The sequence below is a fragment of the Aquamicrobium soli genome (genome assembly GCF_042646345.1).
GTDB lineage: Bacteria > Pseudomonadota > Alphaproteobacteria > Rhizobiales > Rhizobiaceae > Mesorhizobium > Mesorhizobium soli_A.
The window spans coordinates 261,503-285,271 of record NZ_JBHRTK010000001.1 but is presented as its reverse complement, the minus strand read 5'-3'; the positions used below and the strand labels follow the sequence as shown (position 1 = coordinate 285,271).

At 60.7% G+C, this 23,769-nt stretch carries 22 protein-coding genes and 1 pseudogene; 11 read left to right on the top strand and 12 right to left on the bottom strand.

Translation table 11 applies throughout. The features are described 5' to 3' along the window. Nucleotides 1-191: 191 nt before the first annotated feature. A pseudogene (locus ACFOHJ_RS01465) lies at nucleotides 192-446 on the bottom strand (transposase); the annotation flags it as partial. Between the two features lie 141 nt (nucleotides 447-587). Between ACFOHJ_RS01465 and ACFOHJ_RS01460 the strand changes: the two are divergent. The 7 genes from ACFOHJ_RS01460 (at nucleotide 588) to ACFOHJ_RS01430 (ending at nucleotide 3,753) form a co-directional block, all read left to right on the top strand. Beyond that, a complete protein-coding gene (locus ACFOHJ_RS01460; protein ID WP_378217743.1) occupies nucleotides 588-854 on the top strand; it encodes a hypothetical protein in 267 nt (88 codons plus the stop codon). Between the two features lie 543 nt (nucleotides 855-1,397). After that, nucleotides 1,398-1,637 carry a helix-turn-helix domain-containing protein gene (locus tag ACFOHJ_RS01455; RefSeq protein WP_378217741.1) on the top strand — a complete coding sequence of 80 codons (240 nt, stop codon included), beginning with the start codon at nucleotides 1,398-1,400 and terminating at the stop codon, nucleotides 1,635-1,637. 314 nt (nucleotides 1,638-1,951) lie between these two features. Then, on the top strand, nucleotides 1,952-2,161 hold the full coding sequence (locus ACFOHJ_RS01450) for a cold-shock protein (RefSeq protein ID WP_184296509.1): 210 nt from the start codon (nucleotides 1,952-1,954) through the stop codon (nucleotides 2,159-2,161). Between the two features lie 126 nt (nucleotides 2,162-2,287). Next, nucleotides 2,288-2,509, top strand: a complete 222-nt coding sequence (locus ACFOHJ_RS01445; RefSeq protein WP_378217738.1) for a hypothetical protein — start codon at nucleotides 2,288-2,290, stop codon at nucleotides 2,507-2,509. Between the two features lie 34 nt (nucleotides 2,510-2,543). Beyond that, nucleotides 2,544-2,924 (top strand): DUF6481 family protein, encoded by a 381-nt coding sequence (locus tag ACFOHJ_RS01440; protein ID WP_378218060.1) that lies wholly within the window; start codon nucleotides 2,544-2,546, stop codon nucleotides 2,922-2,924. Nucleotides 2,925-2,940: 16 nt separating this feature from the next. Further along, entirely contained in the window at nucleotides 2,941-3,144 is a 204-nt protein-coding gene (locus tag ACFOHJ_RS01435) for a hypothetical protein (protein ID WP_378217735.1), read from the top strand. 426 nt (nucleotides 3,145-3,570) lie between these two features. Then, a complete protein-coding gene (locus tag ACFOHJ_RS01430; RefSeq protein WP_378218089.1) occupies nucleotides 3,571-3,753 on the top strand; it encodes a hypothetical protein in 183 nt (60 codons plus the stop codon). A 1,581-nt stretch (nucleotides 3,754-5,334) separates the two neighbouring features. Here the strand turns inward: ACFOHJ_RS01430 and ACFOHJ_RS01425 are convergent. Next, nucleotides 5,335-6,984: an ABC transporter substrate-binding protein gene (locus ACFOHJ_RS01425; RefSeq protein ID WP_378217733.1), complete on the bottom strand. Its 1,650-nt coding sequence runs from the start codon at nucleotides 6,982-6,984 to the stop codon at nucleotides 5,335-5,337. An 85-nt stretch (nucleotides 6,985-7,069) separates the two neighbouring features. Continuing rightward, a complete protein-coding gene (locus ACFOHJ_RS01420) occupies nucleotides 7,070-9,106 on the bottom strand; it encodes an oxidoreductase (RefSeq protein WP_378217731.1) in 2,037 nt (678 codons plus the stop codon). A 144-nt stretch (nucleotides 9,107-9,250) separates the two neighbouring features. Here ACFOHJ_RS01420 and ACFOHJ_RS01415 point away from each other — a divergent pair, with 144 nt between their 5' ends. Both ACFOHJ_RS01415 and ACFOHJ_RS01410 read left to right on the top strand, forming a co-directional pair. Continuing rightward, entirely contained in the window at nucleotides 9,251-9,880 is a 630-nt protein-coding gene (locus ACFOHJ_RS01415; RefSeq protein ID WP_378217729.1) for a TetR/AcrR family transcriptional regulator, read from the top strand. Between the two features lie 121 nt (nucleotides 9,881-10,001). Then, a complete protein-coding gene (locus ACFOHJ_RS01410) occupies nucleotides 10,002-11,987 on the top strand; it encodes an oxidoreductase (protein WP_378217727.1) in 1,986 nt (661 codons plus the stop codon). Nucleotides 11,988-12,087: 100 nt separating this feature from the next. On the opposite strand, the gene ACFOHJ_RS01405 is transcribed toward ACFOHJ_RS01410, so the two are convergent. From ACFOHJ_RS01405 to ACFOHJ_RS01370, 8 genes are all read right to left on the bottom strand, one after another. Beyond that, nucleotides 12,088-13,036 (bottom strand): IS630 family transposase gene (locus ACFOHJ_RS01405; RefSeq protein WP_378217725.1). Its coding sequence is split into 2 segments (ribosomal slippage): nucleotides 12,088-12,699 and nucleotides 12,701-13,036, totalling 948 coding nucleotides; the frame shifts between segments, so codons are not numbered across the junction. Nucleotides 13,037-13,207: 171 nt separating this feature from the next. After that, the gene (locus tag ACFOHJ_RS01400; protein ID WP_378217723.1) at nucleotides 13,208-13,393 is read right to left on the bottom strand and encodes a hypothetical protein; all 186 of its coding nucleotides are present in this window, start codon (nucleotides 13,391-13,393) and stop codon (nucleotides 13,208-13,210) included. A gap of 320 nt (nucleotides 13,394-13,713) precedes the next feature. Then, the gene (locus ACFOHJ_RS01395) at nucleotides 13,714-14,898 is read right to left on the bottom strand and encodes a serine hydrolase domain-containing protein (RefSeq protein WP_378217721.1); all 1,185 of its coding nucleotides are present in this window, start codon (nucleotides 14,896-14,898) and stop codon (nucleotides 13,714-13,716) included. A gap of 106 nt (nucleotides 14,899-15,004) precedes the next feature. Beyond that, nucleotides 15,005-16,039 carry an extracellular solute-binding protein gene (locus ACFOHJ_RS01390; RefSeq protein WP_378217719.1) on the bottom strand — a complete coding sequence of 345 codons (1,035 nt, stop codon included), beginning with the start codon at nucleotides 16,037-16,039 and terminating at the stop codon, nucleotides 15,005-15,007. 23 nt (nucleotides 16,040-16,062) lie between these two features. Continuing rightward, nucleotides 16,063-16,863: an ABC transporter permease gene (locus tag ACFOHJ_RS01385; protein WP_378217717.1), complete on the bottom strand. Its 801-nt coding sequence runs from the start codon at nucleotides 16,861-16,863 to the stop codon at nucleotides 16,063-16,065. Continuing rightward, on the bottom strand, nucleotides 16,856-17,776 hold the full coding sequence (locus ACFOHJ_RS01380) for an ABC transporter permease (RefSeq protein WP_378217715.1): 921 nt from the start codon (nucleotides 17,774-17,776) through the stop codon (nucleotides 16,856-16,858). Before ACFOHJ_RS01380 ends, ACFOHJ_RS01385 begins: the two co-directional genes overlap by 8 nt. Before the next feature lie 2 nt (nucleotides 17,777-17,778). Beyond that, nucleotides 17,779-18,879: an ABC transporter ATP-binding protein gene (locus ACFOHJ_RS01375; protein ID WP_378217713.1), complete on the bottom strand. Its 1,101-nt coding sequence runs from the start codon at nucleotides 18,877-18,879 to the stop codon at nucleotides 17,779-17,781. A 131-nt stretch (nucleotides 18,880-19,010) separates the two neighbouring features. Then, nucleotides 19,011-20,678: an amidohydrolase gene (locus tag ACFOHJ_RS01370; RefSeq protein WP_378217711.1), complete on the bottom strand. Its 1,668-nt coding sequence runs from the start codon at nucleotides 20,676-20,678 to the stop codon at nucleotides 19,011-19,013. Between the two features lie 209 nt (nucleotides 20,679-20,887). Between ACFOHJ_RS01370 and ACFOHJ_RS01365 the strand changes: the two genes are divergently transcribed. After that, on the top strand, nucleotides 20,888-21,523 hold the full coding sequence (locus ACFOHJ_RS01365; protein WP_378217709.1) for a TetR/AcrR family transcriptional regulator: 636 nt from the start codon (nucleotides 20,888-20,890) through the stop codon (nucleotides 21,521-21,523). Nucleotides 21,524-21,529: 6 nt separating this feature from the next. Then, on the top strand, nucleotides 21,530-22,570 hold the full coding sequence (locus tag ACFOHJ_RS01360; RefSeq protein ID WP_378217707.1) for a histone deacetylase family protein: 1,041 nt from the start codon (nucleotides 21,530-21,532) through the stop codon (nucleotides 22,568-22,570). A 267-nt stretch (nucleotides 22,571-22,837) separates the two neighbouring features. On the opposite strand, the gene ACFOHJ_RS01355 is transcribed toward ACFOHJ_RS01360, so the two are convergent. After that, on the bottom strand, nucleotides 22,838-23,734 hold the full coding sequence (locus tag ACFOHJ_RS01355; RefSeq protein ID WP_378217705.1) for a LysR family transcriptional regulator: 897 nt from the start codon (nucleotides 23,732-23,734) through the stop codon (nucleotides 22,838-22,840). Between the last annotated feature and the right edge of the window lie 35 nt (nucleotides 23,735-23,769).

Genomic DNA, 23,769 nt, shown 5'->3' with positions numbered 1-23,769 from the left:
GAGAACTCAGCGCACATGCCGTAGGGCCCGACCCGGCCGGTATGTCACAACGCCCGCAACGTGTTTCCCAAAAATCAAACGTTTTCAATGATTCCCAGCACGAATATTCGATTTCCACTGGCCACCCGTCGCCTCCTGACACGTGGTAGGAACAGAGTTAGAACGCGAGCGAAAAGCCCCACCGTTTACATCTTCAGGATCAAGGGGTCCAGCGTCAGGTTGGAGACCGCCTTCCTGAGCCGGGCGTTCTCCTTCTCCAGCGCCTTCAGTCGTGCTGCTTGCGTTACCTTCAGGCCGCCATACTCGCGGCGCCAACGGTAGTAGCTCTGCTCCGATATCCCCAGGCCGCGGCAGATCGAGCCGGTCTTCTCTCCCTGAGAAAGCCGCACCTCCGCTTCCCGCAACATCCCGATGATCTGCTCGCTCGTGTAATTCTTCCGTGCCATTCCGTGCTCCTTTCAAAGCCCAAAATAGCCGAAACTCTAACTCTCAATATGGACCCGTTCTCAGGGGGAAGGCCAATCGCCGGCAAGTTCCTTGGGCGAAGACGTAACCCGCACATTGAACAGCAGTGTCACCAGTGACCCTTGACCGATGCCGAACACGAAAAGGCCGAACAGCACGGGAATGGAGCTCCAGTCGTTGCGCACGACAAAGGCCAGTCACAGCAATGCGATGGTGCACAAGATGAAGCCCGCTCGGCCAATCTGGCGCGGCGTGAACCTCTCATAGAAGCGCACGATCAGCAGCGCTGCAAAGAAGACGGCGTGAAAGTTCATCGTGCGGACGCCACGGAAGTGGTCAACCCGTCTGCAAGCCTTTCGGCATGCAACGCCTGCGACGGTCTTTCCTGAGGCCTCAAAAGTGCAGAGGACAAGATCGGCGATGTTGCCGTGTGTAGTTGGGTGCGGCAGCGGGACTAAGATTTCGATTGCCGGAAGTATCCGCTGGATCGCCCCTTCGCGGCAAGTTACAAGCGGCGCGGCGGGAGGCTTGGGGACTTCAGCTTGATCTACTTCGCCAACGAAAAGCACTAAGCACCACGTCTTTACTCCTATTGCCGCCGGCACGGCATTGCAATGTAATTGGGCGACGAACCATCCTTGACTCCCGCTCCATGTTCCGCCAGCGTTTTTAGGTTGCCTAGGCAACCGGCCCGGCCGTTTCCTTTCCGACCGTCTGCCCGACCGGGCTGCTCCTCGTACAGCTTCATCAACAAAGCCCGTCACCCGGGTGACGGGCCGAGAGAGGACGGGGGTTCCTCCGTCGCGGTGTGCATCGCGACGTATTCCCAACCAGCAACGTGCGGGTTTGTTCCACCAAGGCAAAAGCGTGAATCTTCCCGATGTCAGCGTTTTCGGTTCGTGCTAAACGTTTTCCGGAATGATGGAACCGAAATGGCAATCAAGGCAGAACAATCGAGGGCGGCACGTGGTCTACTGAACTGGTCTCAAATGCGGCTCGGCTCGGCAGCACAACTAAGCGAAAGCACCATTCGGGATTTCGAGAAGGGACGACGGATTCCCTCCGTTAACAACCTTGCCGCTATCCGGGGCGCGCTTGAAGCGGCCGGGGTCACCTTCCTCGCGGATGGCCAACCGGCTATTGGTGACGGCGTCTCTCTAAAACGGGATTGACGACGCGAACATCATGACCACCGACCGCAGCAAGGCTCTGCTGAGCGGCGTCTGCTGGCTACGTTAGAGCAGTTGACGCAGCACTGATAGATGCCAGCTCCGCTCTGGTGCCGGCGATCGGCGGCGACAAAACAAGCTATTGACATTGAGAGGGGCTGTCTCTGAATGTAGGCGTACCGATATTTGCTTGTTGAGCTTTGGTTATTGCGCGATTGGCACCGCGCTTGGACGAACCTCCCTTTCAATAATCGTTATTCTGATCCGCAGCGCACTCCCGCGTGGCGGTAACAATACACGCTATGAAAGGGTTCATTATGACCACTGGCACAGTTAAATGGTTCAATTCCACCAAGGGCTTCGGTTTTATCCAGCCCGACAATGGTGGTGCTGACGCATTCGTCCATATCTCCGCCGTCGAGCGTGCCGGTATGCGCGAAATCGTCGAGGGCCAGAAGATCGGCTACGACTTGGAGCGCGACAGCAAGTCCGGCAAGATGTCAGCCTGCAATCTGCAGGCTGCGTAATCGTTATTAGCTCTCCCTTGACCACGGATGTACTGGCACTGTCGAGAGCATGAGACCGAGAAAGGTCAGGCATTTGCCTGGCCTTTTTTGTTATCGCCCGCCGTCAGAAGAGCCCGAAGGACCATCATGACGCAACACAGCAAGTCCCGCCAACAGGCGGAGAGCGCCTTTACGAAGGCACAATCGCAGTTCCTGGCGCGAAATCGCGCCATCGAAGAAGTCGACACGATGGCCAAGGCTCGCGAGGACAAGACTTCGCGACTGAAGAATGCCCGCCTGGCAAAGGAAGCGGATGATCGCGCGAGGGCAACTGCCGCCCTTAGCGCGAAGCGAGCCATCAATGCCTGAACCCAGCGTGAGCAGATTCAAACGGAACACAGATTTGAAAAACACCAGAGACAATGATCTCTCCGATCGCCGCAGCGCCGCTGCCGACGCGAAGGCGGCTCTCCTCCAGTCCTATCGTGCCGCAAAGGAAGCCGCTGAGCCGACCAGGCTCGCACGGCAGGAAGAGCGTATGGCGGTAGCTGTGGCCAGGGAAGAACGGCGAGCAGAAAGAGAACGCCTGAAACTCGATGAGCAGAAGAGGACTCAGGCTGCGGCGGCCGAACGTCAGGCAACCGCTGATGCTGCCGCAAGAGCCGAAGTCGAAGCACGTGAGAAGGCTGAGACAGACCGCATTTCTCGCGTCATCGAGGATGCGGCGTTGCGAAAGGCCGCACGTGATCTGCGCTACGCCAATCGCAAAGCGCGACAGAAATAGCGCGCCGGAGGTTTGAATGCTACTGCACCAACGCGGCGTCGATCTGCTCGTCAATCTCATGGATGCCGAAGAACATTTTGATGTGCTCGATCGCGAAGAACTGCGCCGCCTTATCAGCGAGGCTGTGATTGTCTTTGGGGAAGTTCTTCGGCGGGATGTCCCAACGGTTCCAATCCCGCCGCCCGAGTCCGGGCAGATTCCGTCTTCCGAGCAGATCTAGCCCCAGCCGTTTCTCAGGGATGTGGCGCGCGAGCTTTTTGCCTGATTTTGCGCCTGACCTCTTCGAGCGCGACCCCTAGAAGCGCGTCGACTTCTTCAAGTTCAGTGCGTGCTTCGCAAGTAGCGTTATACCGGCGTAATTGCTCGATGGTGCTGCAAACATGCTGCATGGCGGGTCCTTGCCAACGTCCTGGTCGAGAATAGATGTAATCCTGCGATGAAAGCCTGCACCAGCGAACCGGTACGGGCTTATCCAAGCAGATGTGAGGGACCTGTCATGGAATAAGCCCGAAACTCCGCCCGGCTTAATTGGTTCCAACGACAAAAAGCCCGCCAACCAAAGCCAGCGCGCGACCTGGTCGCAATCAGTAATTGCGTCAGGGATAGAAAAGTGAAAGTCTTGCCCTGCTCTGGGGAGGGCTTGGGGATGGCAACAGCCCGTGACCGCTTCATCCGCCAGCTTGAAGACGCCGCCGACCACATCAGCGACATGCCGCGCCATGAACTGGCCATTCTGCTGCGTCGCGCCGCACTGCGCCTGCGCAACACAGACCCGCAACCGGGCGAAGAAGGCTGGATCCCTGTGGATGACCCGGAGGGTGATGCGTGACCCCGGAGCGGCTCAACGAATCCCTGTTTATTATCCGCTGGTCACCCGACACACTGGCCCGAGCCATGGACTGCGACGTGTCCCTGATAGCGGCATGGCTCGCCGGCTGGGTTGAAATACCACCCAAGGCCGCGGCATGGATCGAGACGCTGGCGGTCCTTCATGAGAAAGTAGAGCTTAGCCGACCTCTTGGGTTGAAGGGCACGCATGCTCGCGGGCACTAATTAGCCGCCTCCGACGATCCACATGAGATGCACAAGCCCGCGCATCCATCAGGACACGCGGGCCGGTAACCATTCGTTTATTCCAGCGCAGTAACTGATCGACAATCCCAGGCGTGGTTGCGTTCCCCTTCTGCACCGGGGCTTTCTATTGCCGCTACAGAATCTCGAAGTGTGATTAGCCCTGCCCGGTTTGCCCAAGCCGCCAGGCACCCCAGGCTCGGCCGCTACCTCCTGTGGCGACCTGGCTTTTCCATTGCCCCTTCCGTGCGTCGGAGTATGATCCGCACTCCGGCACCTCATATTCGGTGACATTAGATCCGGCCGCTCATCCCAGTTTTGCGACCGAGCTTTTTTTAGTCGCAAATGAGGATGCTTTACCTTTTGGATAGACCTAGAGCTCATCCTTAAATTGATGAGCCGCGGAACTACCACTATGAGCAGCACCCGCAAAGACGATGCGGATAGCCAGCCGAAGAACATACCGGATCATTCCGTTGAATTGTTTGACCCGTGGGCCAGACGACTTGGCGTCGACAAGCCCGACCCACTGCCGCGGGTCCCCGATCTCGGATGATTTGTCCAGCACAGACCCCTAAGGCCGGGCATCTATGCGCCAGCGACAAACTGGCGAGATTGATCATGACACTTGCTCGAATACGAATTTGCCACGGAACACTGAAAGTCCGCACTCACAACAGTTTGCGCGCCTACGAACGGGAGCATCGTGTCCCGCTCGTAGCGACTGCTGGGCTGGCCCATCTCTTAGAACTTCTTAATCCGATAGCCGAAAACGGCGGTTGCGCCCATCGCGGCAGAGGCCGTCAAGGTGAACGTCTTGTCGACGTTGTCCACCGATGAAACCCACATGTTCGCGGCGCCTGTTGACGTAGAACACGGCGTGATTATCACATCGGATGCAGCAATATCGACGCCCATCGCATGGGAGGGGTGTAGGTCGTCGCACCGGACGTGAAGGTGAATGACCCGCTATGTTCCGTTTTGAACCTCCCATTGTTCGCTATGCGGCTGTCCACATCGGTAGTGATGAGCGACATGTCCATCACCGCGTTAAGGTTCAAGACGTGGTCGGAAATATTCGATCTGGATAGATTGCCGGAAAGCACGGGGGCATTGCCGCCCCTTCCTTGAGGAAGGAGTTTCCGGTGATCAAGTGGCCGAGATTGGTGCCGCCGGTGCCAAGCGCAATCAGAGCCACGCCAGCGGCTATAGATACCGGAGGCGCGGATCACGTTTGGTGGCCGGAAGAAGCCCGGCCGTAAACGGTCAACGAAGCAAGGTCGTCTAGCGGCGTCCAGCACGGACGCTGGACACCGCAGACGTTTCACCTTGGAAAAAATCAGGCGTCAAGCCAGACGTTTTGAAGGTCCATCTGGAATGTAGGGTGCACGCCGTAATTCCTGACGTTTTTGTTCATGTGACTGAAGACCTTTTGCCAGAAGGGCTGAATGATGACGCCCGAATCCTGCAGAATCTGCTCCAGGTCCTTCATGACCTCGCGTCGCTTATCGACGTCGTTAATGGAGAGCGCTTGTTTCAGCTTGGCATCAAAGTCCGGGTTGGAGTAGCCGGTTTCGTTCCAGGCGCCGCCCGTCATGTACCCTAATGTCAGGACCTGGACGCCCAGCGGGCGCATGTACCAGATTGTCATCGAATAAGGGAACTTCGTCCAGTCGTTCCAGAAGGTCGCGCCTGGCAGCACCGTGCGCTTGACCTTGATCCCCGCCTCGCGAAGCTGAGCCGCTATCGCATCGCCGGTATTCTTCTGCCAGTCGTCGTCGACGGTGATCAGTTCATGTTCGAAATCGGCCTGGCCGGCTTCGGCCATCAGTTTTTTCGCGCCCTCGGCATCGCGTTCCTTCTTTGGAAGCGGGTAATATTCGGGATGGATCGGGCTGACATGGTGGTTTTCGCCTACCGTGCCGCGGCCGCTGTAGCCAAGCTGGAGCACGACATTGTTGTCGACGGCCATCTGCAAGGCATTACGCACCTTCTGGTCCTCGTACGGCTTGTGGGTAACGTTGGTACGGGTGACCACCGTCGTCGCGGTGGCGACTTCCGAGCTTACCAGACCTGCACTGTCGAGGATTTCGATGAAGTCGGGGGGCGTTTCCAGGTTCATATCGATTTCACGGGAATCGAAAGCATTAACCGTGGCCGAAAAATCCGTGCCGTAGTCGATGAACTCGACGCCATCGAGAAGCGCTTCGCCGCCCCACCATTTTCCGTTCTCCCGCCGCTTCACGACGGCTTTCGTGCCGACGTCGTAGGAGACGAGTTCGAACGGCCCGGTGCCGATCGGCTTGGCTACCGGATCGGCGCCTTCGGCATCGAAGCCGCGATGCACGACCAGCCCTGGATAATCGGTGAAATTGGCGATGAGCGAAATGTCCGGTTCGCTGAGCTTGAGCTTGACCGTATGGTCGTCCACTTTGGTGATGGCACCGTCCCTGGCTTTCCCCGTCGCCTCGTCGGTCAGTGAGACGACACGGGCGGCCATGGAGTTGCCCGCGACCGCCTTTTCGCACCAGCGGCCAATATTGTAGACGACGTCGTCGGCATTGAAGGCATCGCCATTGTTCCATGTTACGTCCTTGCGCAGATGCAGGACATATTCGGTAGCGTCGTCATTGACCTCCCAGCTTTCGAGCAGCACTGGCTCGAACGTGAATTCGCGGGTGTAGCGTACCAGCGGTTCCAGCCAAGTGCGCGAGACGTTAGCCAGTTCGACCCAGTCGTAGGTGCGCGGGTCCTTCTGGGCCTTGACCGGCATGGACACTCGCAACGTTCCGCCCTTCTTGGCCTGCTGTGCGAGAGCCGGCGTCGGCGCGGCAAGGCCGATCATGCCGTAGGCGAATGCTGTCGAAGCGCCGAGCGCGCTCGCCAGCGCCAGAAATTCGCGTCGGTCCACGCGCCCGCGTTGGGCTTCTTCGGCCATCCTTTCGATGATCGGCGGAACGCGGTCGCCGTTGCTTTTGTAGAATCCCATATCTTCCTCCCTGTTATGGTTCTTACCAGATGAGACCGGATGCTCTCCAACCGGGGTTATGCGAGTAAGCGCGAAAGCTGGGTAATCAGATATCCTTCGCTAGTCGCAGCGCGTCGTAGATGGCGGCATGCGTATTGCGGGCGGACACGGCGTCGCCAATCCGAAACAACTGGAACTTCCCTTCTGGATTGCGAACGACCGATTGAGGTTGGCCAGCGATTAATTGATCGTGCGATATCTCGCCGTGGTTGCTCGACCGGGGCTTCAGGTCGAAATAGAGCTCATCCAGCGGAACGGTGCCGTGGTTGATGACGATCTGGTCGACATGGCGCTGCTGCGCGACGCCGCCATAATCGCTGCCAATGTGGGCGACGATCTGATTGCCGCTCTTTTCCGCCCGTTCCAGCCGCCAGGTGACGGTGAAGACCACGTCAAGCTTCTGTAGTGCGCGCATATAGGGGACGAGATTCATGGCCATGACCTCGGGCGCAAACGAGCGATCCGGTGTCATGATTTCAACCTTGGCGCCAGCCTTTGCCACCACTTCGGCCGCTTGCAGGCCGGCGTTGTCGCCCGCGTCGTCGAAGATGAGCACGTTGGTGCCCGGCTTTACGTCACCAGATATGATGTCCCAGGAGGAAACGACTAGTTCGTTGCCCTGTGCAAGGACCTCGGTATGCGGCAGACCGCCCGTTGCCACGATCACCACGTCCGGGTGCTCGGCAAGGAGGGTGTCGGCATCGGCCCAAGTATCGAAGCGAAAGGCCACGCCGAGCTTGCTACATTGGTTCATGCGCCAGTCGATGATGCCGATCATCTCGCGGCGTCGCTCGCTCTGGGCGGTGAGCCGGATCTGGCCGCCGGGCTTGTTTGCCGCCTCGAACACGACGACGTCATGTCCACGCTCACCCAGGACGCGCGCCGCCTCCAGGCCCGCGGGGCCCGCCCCGACGACGACGACCTTCCTGCGCTCCTTCGCCTTCGCCACCACGTGCGGCATCGTTTCTTCGCGCCCTGTCGCGGCGTTGTGGATGCAAAACGCCATGCCGCCCTGGTAGATTCGGTCGAGACAATAGTTGGCGCCGACACAAGGGCGGATATCGTCCTCGCGCTTTTCCAGGATCTTGCGCACGATGTGCGGGTCAGTCATATGCGCGCGAGTCATGCCGACCATGTCTACCTTGCCTGCCGCAATCGCATGCCGGGCTGTGGCGACGTCCGGAATCCTAGCAGCGTGAAAGATTGGGAAGCCGGTGGCAGCACGGATTTCGCCTGCGAAGTCGAGATGTGGCGCGCTTGTCATGCCCTGGATGGGGATGACGTCGGTAAGGCCTGGGTCCGTATCAATATGACCGCGAATGACGTTGAGATAGTCGATAAGGCCACTATCCTTGAGGCGTTTTGAGATTTCGAGCCCATCGGCCTTGCCTGTGCCGCCCGCAAGGCATTCGTCCGCCGTGTAACGCACCCCCAAAATGAAGGCGTCACCGACGCGCTGGCGCATGGCAGAAAAAACGTCCAGGCAGAAGCGCATTCGGTTTTCAAGAGAGCCTCCATAAGGCCCGTCGAGCTCATTGGTAAGCGGTGAAACAAACTGGTCGATGAGGTGGCCGTAGGCCTCGACTTCGACGCCATCCATGCCGCCGGCCTTCATGCGCTCAGCGGCGTCCGCGAAATCCTTGATGATGCGTTCGATATCCCAATCTTCGATCTTCTTGGGAAATGCGCGATGCGCGGCCTCCCGGTGATGAGAGGGGGCAACAACCGGCAGCCAATCACCCTTGTCCCAGCGCGTACGCCGCCCAAGATGGGTCAGCTGGATCATGATCGCTGCACCCTCCTCATGAACCGCGTCTGTCATTTCCCGGATCCAGGGAACGATTTCATCCTTGTAGGCGAGGAGGTTATTGAAGACAGGTGGGCTGTCACGCGACACCGCCGCCGATCCAGCGGTCATCGTCAGCGCCACACCGCCCTTGGCCCGTTCTACGGTGTACGCCCTGTAGCGTCCTTTTGGCATGCCCTCCTCCGGATAGGCGGGCTCATGGGAGGTGACGATGATGCGATTTCGGAGCGTCAGGTGCCTGAGTTGAAAGGGCTGAAGGAGAGGGTCGTTGCTCACTGCCGGACTCCATCCGAGACATGCTTATAACGCTAGGGCAGAATGTTCACATATGTCAATTGTGAAAACATCAGTGTCATGCATGGCGACACCTATGGACATTCCTCTTGTTTCTGATCGGCCATCTTGGTAAGAAAACGACCTATGGATCAGGTATCGATCGATAGCGGCTGGCGCGGCTCCCTGGAGATCTGGCTTCAGGCTGCGTCGGACGCCCTGCTTGAATCCGGTATCGAAGCCGTGAAGATTCAGCCGCTGGCCAAGCGACTGGGGATTTCGAGGACAAGCTTCTACTGGTTCTTCCGAGACAGGCAGGAACTATTGGCGGCTCTGGTCGCACGCTGGCGCGACAAGAACACGGGAGGCCTGATCCGGCAGAGCGAAGCTTATGCCGAGAGCCTGGCCGAGGCGATGCTCAACGTGTTCGACTGCTGGCTGGACAGAGATCTGTTCGATTCCCAGTTCGAATTCGCCGTTCGCAGTTGGGCGTTGCAGGCGCCGGATATCCTCGCTGAAGTCCGAAAAGCCGACCAAATGCGCATTGAGGCGCTGACGCGCATGTTCGTGCGGTTCGGCTTCGATGAGACGGTAGCCGACGTTCATGCCCGTACGACCTATCTGGTACAGATCGGTTATATCTCCATGCAGTCGGACGAGGACATCGCGCTCCGCTTGAAACGCATGCCCGAGTATATCGCGATCTACACCGGGCACCGGCCGCGCAAGCGCGAGTTCGATCGCTTTTGCGCGCGCCACGGCTACAAGCCGCGATAGAGAGACCGTCGGCCATGAGCCAGCCGTCGGGCAAACCATTGACGATTGCGGCAGCGGGACGGTTCGCCTCCCCGGGTAAGCGTCGGCATCCTCGACTCACAATCTGAAACCGGAAGCCGCGATGCCGAACAGCTTTCCCCACCTGTTTTCGCCTGTCACGCTACGCGGGCGTACGTTGCGCAACCGCATCGTATTCGGCGCACATACTGCCAATATGGCTGAAAATGGCGTGCCCACGGAACGGCACGTGGCATATTATGCGGAACGAGCCCTGGGCGGCGCTGCGATGATCGTCGTCGAGCCCATGCCGGTGCATCCCGCGGCCGTTCTGACACGCGGCAATTTCCGCCCATGCGATGATAGCGTAATCCCCCACTTTCGGCGCGTGACGGAGGCGATCAAGAGCAATGGGGCCGTTGCGGTCCAGCAACTTTACCACATCGGCGCCCATGGTGATTCCGACAACTCCTACCATCCTCATTGGTCGCCATCCGGACTGCCCAGTTATCACGACAGCGACGGCTCGCATGCGATGACGGAAGCGGAAATCTGGGAAACGATCAACGGGTTCGTACAGGCCGCCCGTCGATGTCGGGAGGCTGGCTTCGATGGGGTCGAAGTCTGGGCTGCCTATCTTGGCATGGTCGATCAGTTCTGGACCCCTTGGTGCAACCGGCGTGACGATCAATGGGGTGGCTCACTCGAAAATCGCACGCGCATGTCGCGGGAAATCCTCACGCGTATCCGGGAAGTTTGCGGGCCGGACTTTATCGTTGGCCTTGCGGTCAGCGACGAGCCGGACGTGAAGGTAGCTCTCCAGCGCGAGGAACTTGCCGAGATCATCGGGTTACACGATGAGCTGGGCCTAATGGACTATGTGACCTGCGGATCGGGTGGCTATCTCGACTTCTACAAGCTGATGCCGACCTTTCTTTATCCGGAAAAACTCGGCGTCGATCTCGCGGCCGTTTTAAAAGGCGTGGTCAGAAACGCGCTGGTTACAGCCGAGAGCCACATCCGGACGCCGGAAAACGCAGAAACGGTGCTTGGCGAGAGCTCTGCGGATTTGGTTTCGATCGTGCGTGGCCAGATCGCTGACCCGCATCTTGCCAGGAAAGCTGGCGAGGGGCGATCGGAAGATATCCGCGGCTGCATCTCGTGCAACCAGATGTGTTGGGGCCGCCGCTCGCGTGACTATTGGATCAGTTGCCTCATCAATCCTTCGGCCGGACGTGAGTTCGAATGGGGCGGCGATCGTTTCACTCCTGCCGCCGTTAAAAAGAAAGTGTTCGTCGTAGGCGGTGGTCCAGCAGGGCTTGAAGCCGCGCGGGTCTCGGCGGAGCGAGGCCATACGGTGACTTTGGCCGAAGCATCGAGCCGTCTCGGCGGCAATTTCCTGCTGGCAGGCATACAGCCACGGCGCGCGCAGATCCTTGATCTTATTGCCTGGTATGAACGCCAGCTAGAAAAGCTCGGTGTCGAGGTTCGGCTCAATTCCTATATCGAGACCCAGGATATCGACCCTTCCGAAGCCGACGTCGTCATCGTCGCGACGGGATCTTATTCTCCCGAAACCGGCTTTCAGAAGGCACTGCCAACGCTTGATAGGATGCTTGGTATCGAGAGAGACAACGTGTTCACGGCCGAGGCCGTCATGGCTCGCCAAGCGCGGCCCGGCCACCACGTTCTCCTGCTTGACGAAGGCGGCGGCTGGCGCGGCTGCGGTACGGCCTGGAAACTGGCCGAGGACGGCCACCAGGTCACGATCGTGACCCCGGACCCTTTTGTCGGCAAAGAACTGCAAAGAACGGCAGCTGACGTTCCGATGCGCCAAGCACTACGCAAGCTCGGCGTCGACTGGACTGTCGAATCCAGCATCGCCGAATGGCATGGAAACGGTGCGACCATCCTCGACCACAATACCGCCGAGCGGCGTTTTATCGAGGCTGATGCACTGGTCATGGCCACGACGAATTTCGCGGCGGACTGGCTGGCGCCGGGCCTTGCGGAGCGGGGCCTGACGACGCGCCTGATCGGCGATAGCGCCGCGCCGAGGCAAGCGCCTTACGCCTTCTTCGAAGGCAGGAAGGCAGGACTGGAAGTTTGACGATGGGAGAAGAAGTAGAATTGAGCCTGGCGGCCTGCCTGCCCCTAGTCATCGATCAGGGCATCTAGTGCGACGGTCAATGTCGATGTCCTAGAGTCTTTCACGTTTTGACGGAAGCGTATCCGGCGTTTGCGAAGTAGTTGTTGCATTCGGCTGCCTCGATGGTTTCGACGAGGTGGCCTATGTGGCGCCAGGTGTCCTCGACGGTGCGTTTCTGTGCCTGGCGCATCCAGTGCTTGATCTTGGCGAAGGCCTGCTCGATCGGATTGAGGTCTGGTGAGTAGGGCGGCAGGTACCAGAGCCTGGCGCCAGCGGCCTTGATCATCTGCCTGATGGCCGCCGACTTATGGCTTCCCAGGTTATCCATGACGACGATATCGCCGGGCTTCAGCACAGTGATGAGCTGCTGTTCGACATAAGCGCGAAAGCATTGGCCGTTGATCGGCCCGTCGAAGACGCAAGGCGCCGCGAGCCGATCCCAGCGCAGCGCGCCGAGGAAGGTCAGCGTGCGCCAGTGGCTGTACGGAGCCAGGCCGCGCAGCCGCTTGCCCTTCGGCCCCCAGCCGCGCAGCGGAGCCATGTTGGTCTTGATCCAGGTCTCGTCGATGAAGACCAGGCATTGGGGATCGAGGCCGGCCTGCCAGGATCGCCATCGTTGGCGCCTGCGGGCAATATCGGCGCGTGCCTGCTCAAGGGCGAACAGCGTTTTTTTTGAAGCTCAGGCCCTCGCGGCGCAGGAATTGCCACACCGCGTTGTGCGAGACCTTGACCCCGCGAGCGGCCAACTCATCCTTCAGACCATACAGCGTCAGATGCGGTGTTTCACGCAGACGGCCCTCGATGAAAGCACGATGCGGCTCCAGCACCCTCTTGCGATGTCCACCCATCTTGCCGGGCGCAACCGAGCCAGTCGCCCGATGACGCTGCAACAACTTCACCGCCGCCAAAACCGAAATGCCGAACCGTTTGGCGGCCGACCGGCGACTCTCACCACTCAATACCGCTGCCACAACCCGTTCGCGAAGATCGTCCGAAAGAGGTCGCGCCATCAGATGCTGGCCTCCATTCCAGCCAGCATCTTGAATCACAAATCCGACAAATCGGGAATCCCCTCCGATTCCGTCAAATCTTGAACCGCTCTAGCCGCTGCCGAAGGTGGAGACATTCGGTCAGGGTGGGGATGCCAGTTCCCGTTGCCTGCCGCTAGTGTTGCGATTGGCTCATTTCGTCCACGCAAATCCAGAAGACGTGTCGAACAGACGAACGCCGCACGCATTCACCGCGATGGCGACGCCGAGTGCTTCAGCAATCTCCTCCTTGCTGGTATTGTGCTCGAGAGCGTCTTCCTTGCGATGCACCCGTGGCCACGCGTCGTGACGGCCACCGCCAATGGTTGGCGACACCATGTCTATGCACCGCTTTTCCTATATTCCAGGCCGCCTTGGGGATGCAGGCCATCGGAGCACTGGATATTGATGGCAGCCCCGGGGCTGACCGCAGCCCCCGGCCTTTGTTTGTTGATCCTGGCTTTGGCAACGCGCCGGCGACGCTAGCGCCCTTTGCCTGGGAGGCGCGACGACCGCGCTGGGGTATGCTTTGTTTGGGAGCCGTCCTGACAGCATCACGCGGACCGGGGCTTCGATTATCTGCATCGGCAACTCATCACAGCATCACAGCTGCGATTTTGATTTGAGGCGCGCTCCCCCTGCAGCGGCTTGATGTGCGTTCACGCCGAGGCGCACAGTTTCGCCATGTGACGGAAGAAAGCCACGCAGTCCTGGTCGAGTGCATCGTCCACCGGCTCGGGTTGCGACGACATCTTGACGATGACTACCTCAGATTGCGGCTCCACAAAGAGCCACTGGCCGTGGATGCCGATGCCGCAATAAGCGCCATCGCCCATCTGGTACCACTTGTTGCGGTAGCGGCCTTTGGGAAACAGGAAAGCCATGTCGCCGCGCTGCCACGCAGCAGTGTCGCCACCGGCCGCCACCGTGTCGCACACCCAAGCCTCGGGAACGATACGCCGGCCGTCCATCACGCCGCCCTGCCGCATCATTTCGCCGACGCGGGCAAGATCGCGGGCGGTCATCGATACGCCCCCGGCGGTTCGGGCCGTCCCTTCCATATCGACGGTGATCGCGGCATTGCTCCTCGCTCCGAGCGGCCGCCACAGCTTTTCGCGCATCAGGTCGGGGATGCGACGCCCGCCCGCCCGCTCGACGACGATGCCGAGCAGGTCGGAGTTGGGCGAGCGGTAGCGAAAAACCGCGCCATGCGGCTCCTTCAGCCGCGGGATGTTGGCCAGGAAGGCCAGCATGCTCTCGCTGCCGCCGCCCGGATTCCACAGCGTCGCCTTGCGATAGCGGCCATAGGCGCTGTCGGGGTCGAGATAGCTCTCCTCGATATCGACGGCGACGACCATGTCGAGCACATGCCGCACCGTGGCGTCTCCGTAGGCGGAGCCAGCTATTTCCGGGACGTAATGGGTGACCGGCGCATCAGGGTCGAGCAGGCCCTCGCCCGCCAATATGCCGGCCAACAGCGCCGTCAGCGACTTACTGATCGAAAAGACGATGTGGCGCGTGCCGAACGTCATGTGCGACGCGCTCCAGTCGGCGACGAACCGCCCGCCCTTCATCACCGTCAGCGCATCGGTGTGAGAGCGCCGCAAAAAGGCTTCAACCGTCTCGGAGGCGGCACTGGTTCCCGCCGGGTTCCGCAGCAACTCGTCGCCGACCTGTGGAGTCTCCGGCGTCGCAGCGAGGCAGGTCTCTATACCCGCGCTCGGCACCAGTTCGCCAACATTCTGGAAGGCCCAGCGGCTGTAGGGGTTCGTGCGCCAGTTGGCGAGGGTGACAGCCTTTCGGGGAAAGCCGAAGGCCTGTTCGAACGCGGTCGGGGCGGTCATGGTGCGTCCTTTCACACACGCGGCTGCCGCCTACCCGCTCAAGGCCGGCAGGCGGTCGCGCCGGAAGCCGTCAGTCGGGGCGCGGCGAACCGGGCCCCGGGTGAAGCTACTTCTGCAGGTCGGTCCAGATTTTGGAATAGATGTCCTGCACTTCCTGCGAGCACAGACGCTGCAATTCGCCACGCGCTTTCGCTTCCTCGGGGATAACGACCTCGGGGGCGTCCTTCATGTCGGCCGGCATGAACTTGTCCGACCCGGCAATGCCGTTGGCATAGCGATGAAAGGCCGACAAACCGGCGGCGTTCTCGGGATCCATGATGAAGTTCATGAACAGCTTGGCATTCTCGACGTTCTTGGCTTCCTTCAGCACTACGACGTTGTCGCTCCAGATGCCGTAGCCTTCCTTCGGATAGAAAAAGTGGATCGCCGGGTTGGCGAGCCGCTGGCGCAGCGCCGAGCCGTTCCAGTCGCTGGTCGCCTTGAAATCGCCGGCTCCCATTTTTTCGATGGTGTTGTATTCCATCGCGATCCAGTTCGGCTTGGCCGCCACCAGCGTATCGCGCACCTTCTTCAGCACAGCCTTGTCGTCGGTGCACTGCTCGCCGCCGACATATTTCGTCGCCGCAAACAGCACATCGTTCATTTCCGGCACGACGTTTACCTTGCCCTTTAGTTCATCCGGCGTATCGAAGATGATGCCCCAGCTGTCGGACGGCCCCTTGTAGGCATCGGTATTGACGACGATGCCGATGGTGCCCCAGGCCCACGGCACAGAATATTTGCGGCCAGGATCGAAGTCGGGATTAACCCATTCCGGCGCGACGTTCTTGAAGTTCTCCATCGTGGTCGGATCGGTTTCGAGGACGAGGCCTTCCTTGATCCAGATCGGCACGAAAGTCTGCGAGGGAACCGCGATGTCGAAGCCGGTGCCGCCCTGCCGCACCTTGGCCAGTGCCGTATCGTTGGAATCATAGTCGGTGATCGTCACCTTGACGTCGTACTTCTCCTCGAATTTCTTGATCACGTCGGGGCTGGTGTAGTTGCCCCAGTTATAGATGTTGAGGACGCCTTCGGCGTGTGCGAGCGCCGTCGAGGCTATAAGCGCCACGGCCACGGCGCCCGTTTTCATCTTCCAATTCATGGTTCTTCCTCCCGGTTTCAAAGCTAGTTTCTTTTGCTGCTGATGAAGAAAAACAACGTGACGATGAGGACCGACAACAGCAGGAAGGCGGTCGATATCGCGTTGATCTCAGGCGTGATGCCGCGCCTGATCTGGCCCAGCATGTAGGTGGGCAATGTGTCCTGCCCGCCCGACTTGACGAACTCGGTGATAACCACGTCGTCGAGCGAGATGACGAAGGCAAGCATCAGCCCGGCCAGGATGCCCGGCCATAGAAGCGGCAGCGTCACGCGCCGGAAGGCGCGCCAAGGCGTGGCGTATAGGTCGGCCGCCGCCCGTTCCAGCGTCAGGTCCATGTTTTCCAGCCGCGCCCGGATCGGCAGGTAGGCAAACGGGATGCAGAACGCGGTGTGCGCCGCGATCAGGTAGCCGAGGCCGGAATAGCCGGTAAAGATTTTTACCCGCGAGAAGAAAATTAGAAGCGCCACGGCGGTAACAATCTCAGGCACCATCAGCGGCTGGTTGATGGCGGCATATTTGAAGGTCAGTCCCGGATAGGGCGGCGTTCGCGTGGTGGCGAGCGCCGCCATCGTCCCCGCAAGGGTGGCGAGCACCGCTGCAATGGCAGCGATCTGGAAGGAACGGATGGTGGCGTCGATCACCTGGGTGTTTTGCGCGGCCGACTTGAACCATTTCAGCGAAAGGCCGCCCCATTCCGAGGTCGATGTGGCGGCGTTGAAAGCATAGACCACCAAGACGAGAATCGGCAGATAGAGCGCGAAGAAGCAGATCGCAGCTATTGTGGTGAAGCCCGGCTGGTGGCGTATGGAAAACGGCCTAGTCACGGCGGACCTCCCCGGTTCCCGCATTGCGCACATAGACCAGCAGCGCGATCATCACCACCACCATCACTGTGATCGCCAGCGCCGCACCGAGCGGCCAGTTGCGCGCCTGACCAAATTGCAGCTCGATGAAGTTGGAAATCATCATGTTCTTGCCACCGCCGAGGATGCTTGGCGTGACATAGGCGCCGACGGCCGGAATGAAGACGAGTATGGAACCGGCGATGACGCCTGGTTTGACCAGCGGGAAGATGATGCGCCGCAGCACCTGCCAGCGCGACGCGTAGAGGTCGTAGCCGGCCTCGACCAGACGGAAGTCCAGCTTCTCCATCGAGGCGTAAATAGGCAGCACCATCAACGGCAGGTAGACATACGCCATGCCGATCAGGATGGCGGTGTCGGTGAACAGTATCTGGATCGGCGACGAAATGAAGCCGGCCTTGATCAGGAGCGTGTTGATTATGCCTTCGTTGCGAATGATCTGCAGCACCGCGAAGGTGCGGATCAACAGGTTCGTCCAGAACGGAATGGTGATGAGGAAAAGCCAGAGGTCGCGCGTCTTCTCGGCGCGCGTAGCCATGAAATAGGCGGTCGGAAACCCGAGGATCAGCGTGACCAGCGTGGTCATCAGCGCCAGTTTCACCGAGCGCCAGAAGATGGTGATGTTGGCGTCGGCCAAAGAAAGCGTATCGTCGAAGATATCGCGTTCGACAAGCACCGAAATCCATGCATCAGGCGAGAATTTCCATTCCACCCCGCCATAGGCGGCCGATGTGAGGAACGAATAGACAAGTACGATGAGCAGCGGTCCGGTGGCGGCTACCAGGATGATGACAAGCGCCGGCGCCGAGAGCAGCCAGCGATTACGGATGTCCTTGCGGTCGGCGGCGCGGGCGATTTCCTCGGCGCTCGCCATCGTCAATCCTTCAGGACCTGCGCGGCATCGGCCCCGATCAGGACGCCGGCGCGACTACCCTGCGCCAAACCGTCCATCTTGCCGCGCGCGTTCTGTCGTCGCACGATGAAAGGCTCGCCGTCGTCGAGGCGCAGATGAAAATGCGTGTCGGTGCCGAGATAGACGATATTTTCCACCGTTCCGCGCAACGCGGCGTCTCCGTCGGCGGCGGCAAGCTGGGCATGCTCCGGCCGAATAGCGATGGTGATGCTTCCCGATGGCGAAAAACCCTTGGGCAGCGAGGCGAGAATTTTAGCGCCCGACGACAGTTTCACCGTCGCTTGGCCGCCGGCCGCGCCGATCGTCTCGCCCTTGAGAAAATTGCTCTCGCCGATGAAGTTGGCGACGAAGCGTTCCGCCGGGCGGTCGTAGATGTCGCGCGGCGCACCGACCTGGAGGATGCGTCCGGCCGACATCACCGCGATGCGGTCAGACATGGTCAGCGCCTCTTCCTGGTCATGGGTGACGAAGATAAAGGTGATGCCCGTCTCGCCTTGGAGCCGTTTCAGCTCGATCTGCATGTCCTTGCGAAGCTTGTAATCGAGCGCGGAGAGCGGCTCGTCCAGCAACAGCACCTTCGGCTGCGGCGCCAGCGCGCGCGCCAGTGCCACACGCTGCTGCTGGCCGCCCGAAATCTGGCTGGTGCGGCGGTTGGCAAGCTGCTCCATGCGCACCAGCTTCAGCATCTCGGCGACACGCGCCTTCACTTGCGCCTTTGGCTTGTTCAGCATCTCCAGCCCGAAGCCGATATTCTGCGCCACCGTCATGTGCGGAAACAGGGCATAAGACTGGAACACCGTGTTAACCGGTCGCTTGTAGGGCGGCAGCAACGCGATGTCGTCACCATAGAGCAGGATTTCGCCCGCGCTCGGATAGTCGAAGCCGGCGATCAGGCGAAGCAGCGTGGTCTTGCCGCAGCCGGAAGGCCCCAGCAGCGTGAAAAACTCGTTTTTGTGGATCGAAACGGAGACGGTCGCCAAGGCCACGACGGCATTTTCCCCGGCGCCGAAGACCTTGCGGACGTCCCGCACTTCGATGGCATTTCTATCGGGTCGCTCGGCCACGCGCCACCCCGTTGTGTGAGCCTGCTCTTTCACGGCAGGTTTGGTTCCCATGGCCGATTGTCATCACAGCGCAGGCGGGTTGGCAACCGGGCTTTTGCCCGGCAATGCGTTGAAATGCACTCGCCTTCCGGTCAGGCACGATAGGTAACCTTGCCGCCGCAGACCGTTGCGACCGGCTGCACCCGATGCAGATCCTGCGGCGACGTCTGCTCGACGTCGGCTGACAAAACGACCAAGTCGGCCATGAAGCCGGGTTTCAGCCGTCCCTTGGTATTCTCGGCGAATTCGGCATAGGCGCCTTCCACGGTGTAGGCGGCAAGCGATTCCATCAGCGTAAAGCTCTGGTCGGGATCGGTCTCTGCCCACCGCTCGCGCAGGATCGCCGCCTGCATGCCACGAATCGGGTCGATCGGCGACACCGGCCAGTCGGAAGCGAAGACGACATGCGCGCCGGCCTCCTTGAGCGTGCGCCAGGCATAGGAGAGCGGCCAGCGCGCCCGGCCAATGCGCGAGACAGTCGGCTCCAGCGGAAAACCCATAGCGCCCGGCGGATGCGGCGGCTGCATGGAGGCGATGGCGCCGAGTTCGGCGAAGCGCGGCACATCGGTGGCCGAGACCACCTCGATATGCTCGACGCGGTGGCGACTGTCGCGCACGCCGTTGGCCTTGCGGGCCGCCTCATAGCCATCGAGCACCGCGCGCACCGCACCGTCGCCGATCGAATGCACGGCAATCTGCAAGCCGCGCCGGTCGATCTCGACGGCGAGTTCCTTGAAGCGCTCCGGCGAAAACAGCGGCTCCCCCAGCCAGTCCGACCGGTCGGCATAAGGCTCCAGCATCACCGCCGTCCAGGAATCCAGCACGCCGTCGTAGAACACCTTGACCGTACCCGAGGCGAGCCGGTCCGAACGGAAGCGCTCGGCCATCATCGCGGCCTTGTCAAGCATGGCCAGGTCCATGAAATTCTTGAAATGGAAAGGTACCCTCACCCGGCAGGGCAGGCCTTCCTCGGCATCGATATCGGCGAGCAGTTCCAGTTGATAGAGATTGCCGTCCATGTTGTGGATGGAGGTGATGCCGTGCCTGGCACACCAGGCTAGTCCACGCCGCATGATGGCGCGGTCGCTCGCCCGTTCCTCCGCCGATGGCACTGGGTCCGGCTCGCCACCGGTCGAAAGGCCGAGCCGCACGCGCTGTTCGCCGGCCAGCGCCAAAACCGGCCCGAACGCCTCGTTTTCACGCAATTCGCCATTGGCCAGCCCATCCTCGCCCATGACGATCTCGTTGCCGGGGCCGAGCGCGCGGCCATGAAGCACGCCGGCCTGTTCCAGCGCCATGGTGTTGGCCCACATCGTATGGTGGTCAGGCGCGGCCATGCAGAACGGCCGGTCGGGTACGATCGCATCGAGATGCTTTCGCGTCACCGGTTCGTCGCCGAGTACCGTATAGTCGGCCCCTTGCCCGACCAGCATCCTCGCCTCCGGTCTTTGGGCGGCGTAGACCCGGATCGCGTCACGCAGTGCATCGAAACCGTGCACACCGGCAAGCTGGAGGTGGGCAAGTTCGGCCGCGCCCGAAAACAAATGCATATGCGCTTCGATGAAGCCTGGAACAACGGAGCAGCCTCGCGCGTCGATGACCTGCGTCGCCGGGCCCCTCAACGCCTCAATGGCGGCGCAGGCCCCGACGGCAAGGATCAGTCCATCCCTGACAGCTACCGCCTGCGCCGCCGGGCAGCCCTCGTCCATGGTCAGGACACGGCCGTTGGTGACGATGAGGTCGGCGCTGCGGTCTGTCATCGCGACTCCGGTTTGACGGCGGGCCACCCTCGCAAATTTTCGGCAGACAGCCTGATGAAAAAATGCGACTATTTATTCGTGTTTGTCAATAAAGGACTGCCCCGGTGGACCACGGGCGGCGCACCCGATCGAGGGCAAAAAAGGCGATCAGCGAATCCCGGATTCCCGGAAGGTGGAGCGCGGGGCGCGGCCATGTGGCGACCTTGGCGATGACATTGGAACCGCGCAGGAAGCCGCAACAGGAACGGTCGAGCAGGGTCGTAGACCGGATCCTCGATGCGGCGCTGGTCCTGATCCGCAAACAGGGAACCAAAGCACCGACGACGCTTGCCATCGCCCAGCGCGCCGGGCTGTCGGTCGGCTCGATCTATCAATACTATCCCAACAAGCAGGCCATCATTCTCGACCTCGCCCGCAACTGGTTGGCGGTTTTTCCGACCTTGATCGCCGCGCGCGTGCAGGCGCCGGCGACCGTCGCGACTTTCAGGCGGGCCCTGCACGACTATCTCGACGAGATTGCACACCATTATTTGGACAGCGCTAACCTGATGCCAGTGCTGGAGGCGATAACGCTAGACCCCGGCCTCAAGCACATTATTCTGGAATATGACGAGAAGAACATCGCACTCTATGCGGCATGGCTGTGCAAGATTAATCCGGAGCTTCCGCTCGAAGACGCCACGCGGCTAGGTCATGTCATGATGGAAGTCGGACACATAGCCCTGACGATCGCCGTGCGGAAGAACCACAGGACCTTCGACCTCATCAAGAACGACCTCGAAACGATGTGGTTGGCACTACTCCTACCGCATCTCGATTTGCCCGATCCTTGTTCATCTGGATGAAACCATATGAAGACTGTCTACTCGCCCCTTCACGCCGGACATGCCGGCACAATGGAACTGATCTCGGGCGCCATCGTGCCCGGCTTCGAGAAGCCGTCGCGCGCGGAAATCATCCGTGCCCGCGTCGAAAGTGAGAAACTGGGATCAATACTTGCGCCCGAGCCGCATGACCTCGTCGCCGCCAAACGCGTCCACCGCCCCGATTACGTCGATTTCCTGCCCACGGTCTATCCGGCCTGGGAGGCTTCCGGCCGCTCCGGCTCGGCTATTCCCTTCACCTGGCCGACGCGCGGCCTACGCGGCGACGTGCTGCCGAAGACCATCGACGCGCAGCTTGGCTTCTACGCCTTCGATGGGGGCGCGCCGGTCGTGAAGGGCACCTGGGAGGCTGTCAAATCGTCCTATGACGTAGCGCTCACGGCCGCCGCGCTGGTCAAGAACGGCGAACGCGCCGCCTTTGCGCTCTGCCGCCCGCCCGGCCATCATGCCGGCGACGCCTTTATGGGCGGCTACTGCTACATCAATAACGCCGCTGTCGTTGCGCAATGGTATCGCGACCAGGGCGCGTCACGCGTGTCGATCCTCGACGTCGACTATCATCACGGCAACGGCACCCAACAGATCTTCTATTCCCGCAACGACATTCAGGTCATTAATCTGCACGCCGACCCGGCAACCGAATATCCCTTTTTCCTCGGCCATGCCGACGAGAAGGGCGAAGGCGTCGGCGAAGGTTTCAATCTCAACTACCCGATGCCGTTCGGCACGGCGTTCGATACCTGGAGCGTAGCGCTGGACGATGCCTGCTCGAAGCTTATCGCCTACGCGCCCGACGCGATGGTGGTATCAGTCGGCGTCGATACGTTCGAAAAGGATCCGATAAGTGAGTTCAGGCTGACAAGCGCCGATTACCCGAAGATCGGCCGGCGCATTGCGCGCCTCGGCCTGCCGACGCTTTTCGTCATGGAAGGTGGCTATGCGGTCGAGGAGATCGGCGTCAATGCGGTTGGCGTGCTGACCGGTTTCGAGGAAGGGGTAGGCCGTTGACACCCGGCTCCCACCGGCAAGTGATGATGCTTTCGGTACGCTGCGCGAACTCGCGTTTCGCCGCCGTCATGTAACGTTCCTTGTGCCGAGGTATGCTCGCCGCAGTGGTGTCGCTCGGTCGGCGCACACGACTGACACCGGTATCCGTAATCACCTCTGCACCAGCAGCGGTACTTGGGAGAAAGTCACCAGCGTAGAGGCCTCTGATAGGTGGATGTCCGCCAGACTATCCGCTTCACTGCAAGCGTCGTCGGCGACCGGCTCTGATCAGCCGCCCAATACAGACAGTCCCGCGAGAAGCGGCGCGTAAGCGGCAAGCCTGCGGGATAGGAACCCGGTGAAGAGCCGCACGCGCTTTGTCTTGCGTGTCTCGCCCTGCGTGAGAATCCAGAGCGTTCCACCCATGGGCAGGTTAGTGCTCGGCACCCTCACCAGCAGGGGGTCTGCATCCCCGACGAAGCACGGCAGTTTCGTCATCCCGACCCCTTGCTGTACTGCAGCGATCTGCGTCTCGGCGTCCGGAGCCCTGAACGGAACGCCCGTGGCGTGGATCTCACACTCCCGCGCCCAGTCCGGAACTCCACGATCGTCTATGACGATCCAACGGATGGGATCCGCCGCACCCGCACGCCACGCGGCCAGTCGATCGCGAGAAATGTATACGCCGCTGAACAGTTCCGGTCCCTTGAGGCCGTGAAGATTGAGCGGCAGGGTCTTGCGGTCGGCGACAATGCGGATCGCGACGTCGGCCTGCCGGTTTGTCAGGTTAGCCACCTCGCCGGACGACAGGATTTCCATCTCGATGTCGCGATGCCGACGCGCGAAGTCGGCGAGATCGGGCATGAGCAGGTGTGTGGCCAGGAACGGCGGAAGCGTCACCCGCAAAAGTCCGCGCGCACTCTGATCGCGGCCGAAGATTCGCGTCTCCAGCAAATGCGACGACGCCTCCATCTGCTCCGCGAACTCCAGGACCTCCTCGCCCGCAGAAATCAGCCGGTAGCCAGAGGGCAGCTTTTCGAACATCTGCGCCCCCAACCCTTGCTCGAGCTGGGCGATGCGTCGCAGCACGGTCGAGTGGTTTACTCCGAGGCGCTCGGCGGCGGCTCGGACCGAGCCTCCTCGCGCGACCGCAAGAAAGTAGCGAACGTCTTCCCAGTCGATCATGGTGCAACCCCGCACCGCATGGTGCGCCTTCCAAA

What these genes read in the sequence shown, in the direction of transcription:
- ACFOHJ_RS01360 (WP_378217707.1), top strand. Translation starts at nt 21,530, where the DNA reads ATGAAGACTGTCTACTCGCCCCTTCACGCCGGACATGCCGGCACAATG.
- ACFOHJ_RS01425 (WP_378217733.1), bottom strand. Translation starts at nt 6,984, where the DNA reads ATGGGATTCTACAAAAGCAACGGCGACCGCGTTCCGCCGATCATCGAA.
- ACFOHJ_RS01380 (WP_378217715.1), bottom strand. Translation starts at nt 17,776, where the DNA reads ATGGCGAGCGCCGAGGAAATCGCCCGCGCCGCCGACCGCAAGGACATC.
- ACFOHJ_RS01370 (WP_378217711.1), bottom strand. Translation starts at nt 20,678, where the DNA reads ATGACAGACCGCAGCGCCGACCTCATCGTCACCAACGGCCGTGTCCTG.
- ACFOHJ_RS01435 (WP_378217735.1), top strand. Translation starts at nt 2,941, where the DNA reads ATGCTACTGCACCAACGCGGCGTCGATCTGCTCGTCAATCTCATGGAT.
- ACFOHJ_RS01395 (WP_378217721.1), bottom strand. Translation starts at nt 14,898, where the DNA reads ATGACCGCCCCGACCGCGTTCGAACAGGCCTTCGGCTTTCCCCGAAAG.
- ACFOHJ_RS01445 (WP_378217738.1), top strand. Translation starts at nt 2,288, where the DNA reads ATGACGCAACACAGCAAGTCCCGCCAACAGGCGGAGAGCGCCTTTACG.
- ACFOHJ_RS01450 (WP_184296509.1), top strand. Translation starts at nt 1,952, where the DNA reads ATGACCACTGGCACAGTTAAATGGTTCAATTCCACCAAGGGCTTCGGT.
- ACFOHJ_RS01455 (WP_378217741.1), top strand. Translation starts at nt 1,398, where the DNA reads ATGGCAATCAAGGCAGAACAATCGAGGGCGGCACGTGGTCTACTGAAC.
- ACFOHJ_RS01390 (WP_378217719.1), bottom strand. Translation starts at nt 16,039, where the DNA reads ATGAATTGGAAGATGAAAACGGGCGCCGTGGCCGTGGCGCTTATAGCC.
- ACFOHJ_RS01410 (WP_378217727.1), top strand. Translation starts at nt 10,002, where the DNA reads ATGCCGAACAGCTTTCCCCACCTGTTTTCGCCTGTCACGCTACGCGGG.
- ACFOHJ_RS01415 (WP_378217729.1), top strand. Translation starts at nt 9,251, where the DNA reads ATGGATCAGGTATCGATCGATAGCGGCTGGCGCGGCTCCCTGGAGATC.
- ACFOHJ_RS01365 (WP_378217709.1), top strand. Translation starts at nt 20,888, where the DNA reads ATGACATTGGAACCGCGCAGGAAGCCGCAACAGGAACGGTCGAGCAGG.
- ACFOHJ_RS01400 (WP_378217723.1), bottom strand. Translation starts at nt 13,393, where the DNA reads ATGGTGTCGCCAACCATTGGCGGTGGCCGTCACGACGCGTGGCCACGG.
- ACFOHJ_RS01430 (WP_378218089.1), top strand. Translation starts at nt 3,571, where the DNA reads ATGGCAACAGCCCGTGACCGCTTCATCCGCCAGCTTGAAGACGCCGCC.
- ACFOHJ_RS01355 (WP_378217705.1), bottom strand. Translation starts at nt 23,734, where the DNA reads ATGATCGACTGGGAAGACGTTCGCTACTTTCTTGCGGTCGCGCGAGGA.